This is a genomic window from Micromonospora sp. NPDC003816, from assembly GCF_042874705.1.
Taxonomy (GTDB): Bacteria; Actinomycetota; Actinomycetes; order Mycobacteriales; family Micromonosporaceae; genus Micromonospora.
Genome location: NZ_JBIANP010000026.1, coordinates 1 through 1,466, shown reverse-complemented (window position 1 = coordinate 1,466; position 1,466 = coordinate 1). Strand labels below are relative to the sequence as shown.

Below are 1,466 nucleotides of genomic sequence, written 5' to 3'. Positions count from 1 at the left end.
CCCGTTACCTTTTTGATCGTCCCCAGCCGGGGACCCTCGGTCGCCCGGCCCGGTATGACTTCCTGCCCCTGTCGTACGCATGATCCGGGGGGTGTTGTCGCCGGGTCGGGTGGCGTCGGTGGACCGCTGATAGGGACACGGCCGCCCCTTTTGTGGGTTGGTCTCTTCGTAACGTGGCTGCCGGCAGTCCGACGCTCAGACCAGCGGCCGGGGCCACGGAGCGATGCGTGGAGGCGGGTGTGATGTACGACGGATACGGCGTCTACCTCGGCTTGGACGTCGGTAAGGGTGATCATCACGCGGTCGGGTTGGCGCCGGATGGCAGCCGGTTGCACGACGCGGCGTTGCCGAACACCGAGGCGCGGCTGCGGCAGCTGTTCGACAAGCTCGCCCGTCACGGTGCGGTTCTGGTGGTGGTCGACCAACCGGCCTCGATCGGTGCCTTGCCGGTCGCGGTGGCTCGGGCGTGCGGTCACCGGGTGGCCTACCTGCCCGGCCTGGCGATGCGTCGCATCGCTGATCTGCACCCCGGCGCGGCGAAGACCGACGCCCGCGACGCCTACGTCATCGCTGACGCGGCCCGCACTCTGCCCCACACGTTGCGGCGGGTCGACACCGGCGACGAGACCCTGGCCGAACTGGAGGTCCTGGTCGGCTTCGATGATGACCTCGCTGGCGAGGCCACCCGCGTGTCCAACCGCATCCGGGGACTGCTCACCCAGATCCACCCCGCTCTGGAACGCGTCCTCGGCCCGAAAGTCCACCACAAGGCTGTGCTGGAGCTGCTGTCCCGGTGCGGCGGTCCGGTCGGGCTGCGCAAGGCCGGCCGCCGCAAGCTGCTGTCGATCGCCGCCGTCCACGCACCCCGCATGGGCGAACGCCTCGTCGCCCAGATCATGACCGCGCTGGACGAGCAGACCGTCACCGTTCCCGGCACCCAGGCGGCGGAGACGATCCTGCCCCGCCTCGCTGACAGCCTGCGAGACGTCCTGCGGCAACGCGACCAGGTCGCCACTCAGGTCGAGGGGATGCTTGATGCGCACCCTCTCGCCGGGGTCCTGACCTCGATGCCCGGCATCGGCGTCAGGACCGCCGCCCGCATCCTGCTCGAAGTCGGCGACGGCACCGCCTTCGCCACCCCCGGCCACCTCGCCGCCTACGCCGGACTCGCACCCGTCACCCGACGATCCGGCAGCAGCATCCGCGGCGAACACCCACCCCGCGGCGGCAACAAGAACCTCAAACGAGCCTTCTTCCTCGCCGCGTTCGCCGCCCTCGCCGACCCCACCAGCAGGGCTTACTACGACCGCAAGAGAGCCGAGGGCAAACGCCACAACGCTGCCCTCATCTGCCTGGCCCGCCGCCGCTGCGACGTCTTGTTCGCCATGCTCCGCGACAAGATCCCCTACCAACCCCGCCCAGTCACGCCGATCGCGGCTTGACCAAACCCATAGGGACACCCCCCC

At 70.0% G+C, this 1,466-nt stretch carries 1 protein-coding gene; it reads left to right on the top strand.

Annotated features, from left to right (window positions below; all coding sequences use genetic code 11):
* The first annotated feature begins 242 nt into the window (after nt 1–242).
* Nucleotides 243–1,442, top strand: coding sequence for an IS110 family transposase (locus ACFYTT_RS30950; protein ID WP_387264526.1), 1,200 nt, complete (start codon nt 243–245; stop codon nt 1,440–1,442).
* Nucleotides 1,443–1,466: the final 24 nt, after the last annotated feature.

Coding starts and splice junctions, on each gene's coding strand:
- ACFYTT_RS30950 (WP_387264526.1), top strand. CDS start 243: ATGTACGACGGATACGGCGTCTACCTCGGCTTGGACGTCGGTAAGGGT.